2 protein-coding genes and 1 pseudogene are annotated in these 1,214 nt (G+C 72.6%); all 3 read right to left on the bottom strand.

Annotated features, from left to right (window positions below; genetic code table 11):
• A pseudogene (locus tag O3Q52_RS53265) lies at positions 1–224 on the bottom strand (hypothetical protein); the annotation flags it as partial.
• Complete coding sequence (locus O3Q52_RS53260; RefSeq protein WP_269655571.1) at positions 221–364, bottom strand: hypothetical protein; 144 nt, start codon at positions 362–364, stop codon at positions 221–223. The pseudogene O3Q52_RS53265 and the gene O3Q52_RS53260, both read right to left, overlap by 4 nt.
• Positions 365–447: 83 nt before the next feature.
• Positions 448–1,214 (bottom strand): hypothetical protein (locus O3Q52_RS53255; protein ID WP_269655570.1); only part of this gene is annotated, 767 nt, incomplete at its 5' end.

Below are 1,214 nucleotides of genomic sequence, written 5' to 3'. Positions count from 1 at the left end.
ACTTCCTGCGGTCGCAGAACGTTTCCGGCGTCCGGCTCGACACCGACGGCGCGCAGCAGGATGCGGAGCGCCTCGGCGAGAGCGCCGTACGCCTCGGGGTAGGAGAAGCCATCCGCGCTGCTGTCGTTGTAGTCGGCGAGCAGCGTGCGGGCGATCCTCACCGCGATCGCGAGGTCGCTCGGCACGGAGGCCGGGGCGGTGGGTGCGGGGCACGTCTCGGTCATCGCCCGGCCCCCTTGCGGATGGTGCCGGTGACGCCGGCCGCGGTGACGCGCACGGTGAGGGTGCGGTCCGCGCTGCGGCGGATGACGCCCGCGGCGACGAGGCGGCGGCCGGGGGTGGTCAGTTCGGGTACGTTCTGCATCGGGTCTGATCTCCTGTCTTAGCAGGTGTCGGCCAAGGCCCGGGGCGGCGGTAGGGTCGCCGTCCCCGGGCCGTCCTGGTGGGCTACGCGCAGGCCTCCTCGACGGCCATGCGGAGCGCGCCACGGAGCGCCCCCACCGTCAGGTCGCGGTCCGCCGACGAGGCCAGAGCCCGCGCCATCGCCTCCCACGCAGTGCTGACCGCCTCGGAAGACTCGGCCTCTTCGAGGCTCATGCCGCCCACCGTCGGGAGGGCGAGGTGCTCGGCCTGCGCGTCGTCGATGGCCTCGTGCAACTGCCTGGCCACATCGCGCGGCTGCGTGGTGAGTCCGGCGAGCGCCATGGTCACGGCCGCCCTGATGGCGTCCGAGGCCGCGGCGACGGCGTTCTCGATGCGGAGCCGCGCGGACACGCGGGACACCTCGTCCCGCACGGACTGCGGGTCGGCCCCGCCCTTGAGGTAGTCCGCCATCACGTCGAAGACGTAGCCGAAGTTCTGGCCGACCTCGGCGCGAGCGTGCTCGATGACCGTGAAGGCCCAGAGGTAGTCAGCGATCACGTCCCGCATGATCTCGGCGAACTCGGGCGCGGCGCTCACGACCTTGCACACGGCGGGCATCATCTCCGGCACCGCGTCGCACATGTCGTCGAGCGTCTTGTCCGGGTTGGGCATGGTGCGGGCCTCGTTGTACGCGGCCGTGGCGACGTACAGCGCGGCGGCCCGGTAGGTGAGCAGGGTCTCGGTGTCGTCGTGTCCGCGGGCGCCGTCCGTCTGCGGCTGCTCGGCCCGGGCGCGGGTCTCGTCGGCGAGGTTGAGCGCGGCGTGGGTCTGGGTGGTGATGTGCATGGTGG

The organism is Streptomyces sp. ActVer (genome assembly GCF_027270795.1).
GTDB classification, from domain to species: domain Bacteria; phylum Actinomycetota; class Actinomycetes; order Streptomycetales; family Streptomycetaceae; genus Streptomyces; species Streptomyces umbrinus_A.
Note: the sequence above shows the minus strand (reverse complement) of the source record. Positions and strands in the feature narration are given on the sequence as shown.